Below are 6,937 nucleotides of genomic sequence, written 5' to 3'. Positions count from 1 at the left end.
TCCGAACAATCCCCGGAAAGGCGGTCATCCTTCCGGGAATCGCATGGAGAAGGCTCAGTTCGAGGCGAGCGCCTCGCTGGCATATTTCGCCGTCACATATTTCGAATAGTCGGGCAGCACGGCGTCGACCTTGCCCTGCTCCTTGAGGAAGGCGGACGCCGCCGCGACGGCCTTGACGGTTGCGCCGCCGAGGAACTTGTCCGAAGCCTGTTCTTCAAGCGACGGGAAGACATAGCCCTTGAGCAGCTCCGGCACCTCTTCCAGCTTGGCGCCGGTGAGCTTGGCGATCTTGCCGGCTTCCGGCGATGACACCGACCAGGCCTCCGGCTTGGCGAGGAACTTGGCATAGGCTTCGCCGGTCACCTTGACGAAGTCGCGCACGGCTTCGGGGTGCTTTTCGGCGAAATCGGTGCGCACGATCCAGGCGTCGAAGGTCGGCGCGCCCCAGGCGGCTACCTGCGAAGAGTCCAGCACCACCTTGCCGGACGTCTTCACCTGGCCGAGCGCCGGGTCCCAGACATAGGCCGCGTCGATGTCGCCGCGCGCGAAGGCGGCGGCGATCTCCGGCGGCCTCAGATTGAGGATCTGCACCGACTTCGGATCGACATTCTCATGCTTCAGCGCCGCGAGCAGGCTGTAATGCGTGGTCGAGACGAACGGCACGGCGACCTTCTTGCCGGCCAGATCCGCGACCTTCTCGATGCCGGAGCCGTTGCGGGCGACCAGCGCCTCCGACGGACCGATCAGCCCGACGACGAAGATGGTCTGGATCGGTAGCTCGCGGCTGGCGGCCGCGGCCAGCGGGCTAGAGCCGACATAGCCGATATCGACCGAGCCGGAGGCGATCGCGGCGATGACGTCGGCGCCGGAATCGAACTTGCGCCAGTCGATCGCCGCCTTGGTCGCCTTTTCATAGGCGCCGTCCGCCTGCGGCACTTTCGAAGGCTCGACCACCGTCTGGTAGCCGATGGTGATCTTGAGATCCTCGGCGCTGGCAGGGCCGAGCAGGGCGGCGCCGGCAAGAGCGGCGGCCGACGAAAGCAACAGATCGCGTCGTGAAAGGATTGACATTGAAAGGCTCCATAAACCCCTGAAAACTGGATTGCCTTTCTATCGTCCGTTAATTCTATCAGGTTTGTAGAGTTAAATCCTTCCAACGAAGGGCGCTTTGTTGGAAAAGTGTCGCCGGGTAACGGCGGAACGGGCGCAAAGGAACGGTCGCGGGGTTGGTGCGGGTGGACGCGGCGCCAGCCGCGCTCTTCGGTGCCCCCGGGTGGTTAGCAAAGCCCTCCTTCCAGTCGTCATTCTAGGGCGGAGCAAGGAGCGAAGCGACGCGCGCAGACCCTAGAATCCATGCCGTGAAATAGAAGAGATGCTGCGGTGCAGACCTATCTTTCGGCGGGGGTAGATAAGGGTTCTATTCTCTACCGTTGCACCTCTCGCGAAGGTAACGGCTAGGGTCTACGCGCCGCTTCGCGTCGCTCCGCCCTAGAATGACGAAGTCGTTGGGTTGGCGCTCCCTTTCAAAGATACCAAAGCGGACTCTCCGGGCTAGAATGACGACAGCGGATGCGGCGCCCTTCCACAATCGCGGCAGTCTGAACGAAAATCCTCCTGTCACCGGATTTCAGCAAATCCATGCTTCAAATCGCCGGCGAATTGGAACCATCATTTCGTGCCCAGCCCTCTTAGTATAGTAATCTTATCAACATTGGGAGTGAGAGAACGATGCGCAACCTTCTGAAAACCGTTCCGGCGATCGTTCGTGGCCTGCGGCCGAGGCCGCCCGCGGCGCTCGCCGCGCGCTGATCGCCCCGTTTCGGCTCGCAACCATGGTTGGACGCGGCAACTCCATCATCATTGTCGGCGGCGGCGCCAGCGGCGTGGTGCTGGCCGCGCATTTGCTGATGTCGTCAAACTCTGATCTGCGCGTCACGCTGATCGAGAAGCGTCCGCATTTCGGCCAGGGCATGGCCTATTCCACTTTGCTGTCGGCGCATGTGCTCAACGTCAAAGCCTCCGGGATGAGCGCCTATGCCGACGACCCCACCCATTTCGCGCGCTGGGTGCTTGAGCGCGGCTTCGCCAAACCCGACCAGGGGCCATTCTATGCGCCGCGCAGTCTCTATGCCCGTTACCTGAGGGAGCTGCTCGACGATCTGGTGGAACGTGAGCGCGAGACCGGCCGGTTGCGGCTGATTGCCGAGGAGAGCCTGTCGATCTCGCCGACGTCGGCTGGTGTCGAGGTGGTGCTCGCCAACGGCACCAGCGTCGTTGGCCATCTGGCCGTGCTTGCCACCGGCCATGACGAGCAGCCCGGCGCCTTCCAGGGCCACGCCATCCGCATGGGCACGGAGGCCGACACCGCGCTCGATCCGCAAGCCGGTGTCCTGCTGCTCGGCACGGGCCTCAGCATGGTCGACGCCTTCCTGTCGCTGGAACAGCGCGGCCATCGCGGCCCGATCGTCGCGGTATCGCGGCGCGGCCTGCTGCCGTCGCCGCATCGCAAGGGCAACCCGATCAAGCTCGACATCGCCGACATCCCACTCGGCACGGAGCTTTCCTATTTCGTCGGCTGGTTCCGCAACCTGATCCGCGAGACCCAGAAGGCCGGCGGCGACTGGCGCGACGTGGTCGATGGGTTGCGGCCCTTCAACCAGACGATCTGGCAGAACTGGCCGTCCTCCGCCAAGCGCCGCTTCGTCGAGCACACCAAGGCCTGGTGGGACATCCACCGCCACCGCATGGCGCCGGAAGTCTACCAGCGCGTCACCGAGGCGGTCAGTTCGGGCCGCATCCGCCTCGTCGCCGGCAGGATCGTGAATGTCGAGGCGAACGGCGGCTTCACCGTAAAAATCCAGCCGCGCGGCACGCAGGATATCGAGACCCTGCAGGTCGCCCGCCTTTATGATTGCATGGGCATCGCCCGCGACATTTCGAGGACCTCTAACGGCCTCGTGCGCGCGCTGATCGAGCGTGGCGTGGCGCGGCCGGATCCGCTGCGCCTCGGGCTCGACGTCACCGCGAAATGCGAGCTGATCGCGGCCGACGGCACGGTGTCGTCGAAGCTGCTCGCCGTCGGCCCGCTGACGCGCGGCACCTTCTTCGAGATCGACGCCATTCCCGACATCCGCGTGCAGTGCGCGAAGCTGAGCAAGCAGCTGCTGGGGTGAGGCGCTCGCTGCAATCGGTCGTCATTCTAGGGCGGAGCAAGGAGCGAAGCGACGCGCGCAGACCCTAGAATCCATGCCGTGACGATTGAGAGCCTCCACGGCGCAGAACGTTCACCAGCCAATTCCGCGAAAGAGCTCGAACCACTCGGGATTAGTCGTCTCGATCAAATCAATCTTCCACTGCCGTGGCCAGCGCTTCAATGACGTCTCACGCTGAACTGCATCGGCGATGTCGAAGTATTCCTCGTACCAGACCAGACGCTGCACGCCGTAGCGGCTGGTGAAGCTGGAGCCTTGGCCAGTCTTGTGCTCGGGCATGCGACGAGCAAGGTCATTGGTGACACCGATATAGATCGTGCCGCCTTTCTGGCTCGCGGTCATGTAGACGTAGCCGGTCATCTGGTGATCTTAGTTGGTGCAGTTATCGGCGGCTATTCTGGACCGCTGCATTCTGCGGCCGAGGTCACGGCATGGATTCTAGGGTCTGCGCGCGTCGCTTCGCTCCTTGCTCCGCCCTAGAATGACGAAGGATAGGTTGCCCGTCACACCAAGAAACCTCTCTATCGCCTTGACGACATCCCAGAGACTCGCGCGGCTATGCCCACAAGGAAGATGCCCAATGGGCCAGAGGGGGTGTGAAAAAACTCGACGCTGATGATCGATTTCCAATCAACCTTCTCCAAAGCGCCCTCCGTGAAATTCCATTCCCCGACTCGCCGCCGGATTGGCACGATCTATCTTCTTTCCGGATGAAAAGGGCTGGAAAAGACAGGGCGCGCGATCCGCCAAGCCGGAATGGATTCCGGCGGCTTGATGCGCGAGATTGCCGACATCCGCCTCGAACTGCTTCGATGGAGCACTCAAGATGAGCGAGCAGACAAAAGCGCCCGGCGGCGCGGACACAAACCTGTCGAGGCTTCGCCCGCCTTACGCTTCGGTGCTCGACCTGATCGGCCAGACGCCGATCGTCGAGCTGACCAAATTCGACACCGGCAAATGCCGGCTGTTCATCAAGCTCGAAAGCCAGAATCCCGGCGGCTCGATCAAGGACCGCATCGCGCTGTCGATGATCGCCGCCGCCGAGAAGGCGGGCAAGTTGAGGCGCGGCGGCACGATCGTCGAGGCCACTGCCGGCAACACCGGCCTCGGCCTTGCCCAGGTCGGCATTCCGAAAGGCTACCGCATCATCCTGGTCGTGCCCGACAAGATGTCGCGCGAGAAGATCCAGCATCTGCGCGCGCTCGGCGCCGAGGTGCGCATGACGCGCTCCGATGTCGGCAAGGGCCACCCCGAATATTACCAGGACATGGCCGAGAAGATCGCTTCCGAGCTGCCCGGCGCGTTCTATGCCAACCAGTTCGCCAACCCGGCCAATCCGCTGGCGCATGAGACGACGACCGGCCCGGAAATCTTTTGGCAGCTCGACGGCGATGTCGACGCGGTGGTGGTCGGTGTCGGCTCCGGCGGCACGCTCACTGGCCTTGGCCGCTTTTTCGCGAAACATTCACCGAAGACCGAGATGGTGCTCGCAGATCCGGTCGGCTCCGTGCTGGCGCCGCTGATCAAGACCGGCAAGATGGAGGAGGCGGGCAGCTGGACGGTCGAGGGCATCGGCGAGGATTTCGTGCCGCCCAATGCCGATCTCTCGCTGGTGAAAAAGGCCTATTCCATCCCCGACAAGCAGAGCATGCTGGCGGTGCGCGATCTCTTGTCCAAGGAAGGCATCCTCGCTGGTTCGTCCTCGGGCACGCTGTTGTCGGCCGCACTTCGCTATTGCCGCGAGCAGACGGTGCCCAAGCGCGTCGTGACCTTCGTCTGCGACAGCGGCAACAAGTACCTGTCGAAAGTCTTCGACGATTTCTGGCTGGCAGAGCAGGGCCTTGCCGAGCAGGAGCAGCATGGCGACTTGCGCGACCTCGTCATGCGCTCGCACCGCACAGGCGACACCGTCTGGGTCGGCCCGGAGGAAAGCCTGCTCAACGCCTATGGCCGCATGCGCCGTTCCGATGTCTCGCAACTGCCGGTGCTGGATGAGGGCAGGCTGGTCGGCATCGTCGACGAAAGCGATATCCTGGCCAAGGTCGACGGCCCCTATGACGGCCGCTGGGATCGCTTCAACGGCCCGGTGCGCTCCGCCATGACGTCGAACCTGCACACGCTGCAGGCCAACCAGACGCTGGACGCGCTGCTGCCTGTCTTCGACCGCAACGAGGTCGCCATCGTCTTCGATGGCGAGGAGTTCATCGGCCTGATAACCCGTATCGACCTGATCAACCATCTGAGGCGCCGCGCAAAATGACTTCAAACGGCAAGAACCGCCTGGCCTTTTCCACCCGCACCATCCATGGCGGCCAGAGCCACGACCCGACGACCGGCGCGGTGATGGTGCCGATCTACGCCACCTCCACCTACGGCCAGCAATCGCCCGGCGTGCACAAGGGCTTTGAGTATGCCCGCAGCCAGAATCCGACGCGCTTCGCCTTCGAGCGCGCGGTCGCCGACCTTGAAAGCGGCACGAAAGCCTTCGCCTTCGCCTCCGGCCTAGCGGCGATCTCGACGGTGCTGGAGCTGCTCGATTCCGGCGCCCATATCGTCGCCACCGACGACATCTATGGCGGCTCGTTCCGGCTGATGGAGCGGGTGCGCAAACGTTCCGCGGGCTTGCAGGTCAGCTTCGCCGATTTCACCGACCTGGCCGCGGTCGAAGCCGCGATCCGGCCGGACACGAAGCTGCTCTGGGTCGAGACGCCGACCAACCCGCTGCTGCGCATCGTCGACCTCGAAGCTCTCGCGGCGCTTGCAAAGCGTAAGGGTCTGCTTACCGTTGCCGACAATACTTTTTGCAGCCCCTATATCCAGCGCCCGCTGGAGCTCGGCATCGACATCGTCGTGCATTCAACGACGAAATATTTGAACGGCCATTCCGACATGGTCGGCGGCGTGGCGGTCGTCGGCGACAACAAGGAACTCGCCGACCAGCTGAAATTCCTGCAGAACGCCATCGGCGCCATCTCCGGCCCCTTCGACAGTTTTTTGGCCCTGCGCGGCATCAAGACTTTGGCGCTGAGGATGGAGCGCCACTCGGCCAATGGCCTGAAAATAGCGCAATGGCTGGAAACGCGAAAAAATGTCCGCCGGGTCATCTATCCAGGCCTCGCCAGCCACCCGCAGCATTCCATCGCCGTCCAGCAGATGCACGCCTTCGGCGGTATGATCTCGGTCGACCTCGACCGCGACCTGGCGGGAACGAAACGCTTCCTCGAACGCACCCAGCTTTTCACGCTGGCCGAAAGCCTGGGCGGCGTCGAAAGCCTGATCGAGCACCCGGCGCTGATGACGCATGGCTCGATCCCGGCGGAGAAACGCGGCGCCATCGGGATTACCGATTCGCTGGTGCGGCTCTCCTGCGGCATCGAGGACGGCGATGATCTGGTCGCCGATCTGGAGCAGGCGCTGGCGCACTAGTTCCTCAACACGGTGATTTTGAAAGATTGCAGGTTTCACGGGCAAGGCTATCAACGTCCGTTGGGATAGTCAGCGCAAACGCTGGCGATGAGCTGGAGGCTTCTAAACCTCGTCATTCTAGGGCGGAGCAAGGAGCGAAGCGACGCGCGCAGACCCTAGAATCCATTCCGTTACCTGGACCGAAGTGTGCAACGGTGCAGAATTTCTGGACCGCCGCGGCGCTTCCAAGTCACGGCATGGATCCTCGGGTCTGCGCGCGTCGCTTCGCTCCTTGCTCCGCCCGTGGATGACGATCGCGA

Annotated in this window: 5 protein-coding genes; 3 read left to right on the top strand and 2 right to left on the bottom strand. The window is 63.1% G+C overall.

What is annotated here, in order from left to right:
* Window positions 1-54 precede the first annotated feature (54 nt).
* Window positions 55-1,071 (bottom strand): taurine ABC transporter substrate-binding protein, encoded by a 1,017-nt coding sequence (gene tauA, locus EOA27_RS15650; RefSeq protein ID WP_126080329.1) that lies wholly within the window; start codon window positions 1,069-1,071, stop codon window positions 55-57.
* Between the two features lie 761 nt (window positions 1,072-1,832).
* Here tauA and EOA27_RS15645 point away from each other — a divergent pair.
* Window positions 1,833-3,173: an FAD/NAD(P)-binding protein gene (locus tag EOA27_RS15645; protein WP_126080328.1), complete on the top strand. Its 1,341-nt coding sequence runs from the start codon at window positions 1,833-1,835 to the stop codon at window positions 3,171-3,173.
* 111 nt (window positions 3,174-3,284) lie between these two features.
* Here EOA27_RS15645 and EOA27_RS15640 read toward each other — a convergent pair whose 3' ends face one another.
* Complete coding sequence (locus EOA27_RS15640; RefSeq protein ID WP_126080327.1) at window positions 3,285-3,572, bottom strand: GIY-YIG nuclease family protein; 288 nt, start codon at window positions 3,570-3,572, stop codon at window positions 3,285-3,287.
* Between the two features lie 466 nt (window positions 3,573-4,038).
* Here EOA27_RS15640 and EOA27_RS15635 point away from each other — a divergent pair, with 466 nt between their 5' ends.
* Together EOA27_RS15635 and EOA27_RS15630 are read left to right on the top strand one after the other, a co-directional pair.
* Window positions 4,039-5,472 carry a pyridoxal-phosphate dependent enzyme gene (locus EOA27_RS15635; RefSeq protein WP_126080326.1) on the top strand — a complete coding sequence of 478 codons (1,434 nt, stop codon included), beginning with the start codon at window positions 4,039-4,041 and terminating at the stop codon, window positions 5,470-5,472.
* Entirely contained in the window at window positions 5,469-6,638 is a 1,170-nt protein-coding gene (locus tag EOA27_RS15630; protein WP_126080325.1) for a cystathionine gamma-synthase, read from the top strand. The genes EOA27_RS15635 and EOA27_RS15630 overlap by 4 nt, the downstream gene beginning before the upstream one ends.
* Window positions 6,639-6,937: the final 299 nt, after the last annotated feature.

Origin of the sequence: Mesorhizobium sp. M2A.F.Ca.ET.037.01.1.1, from assembly GCF_003998075.1 — a bacterium.
In the GTDB taxonomy this organism is placed as follows: domain Bacteria; phylum Pseudomonadota; class Alphaproteobacteria; order Rhizobiales; family Rhizobiaceae; genus Mesorhizobium.
This window is presented reverse-complemented; position numbering and strand designations above follow the sequence as displayed.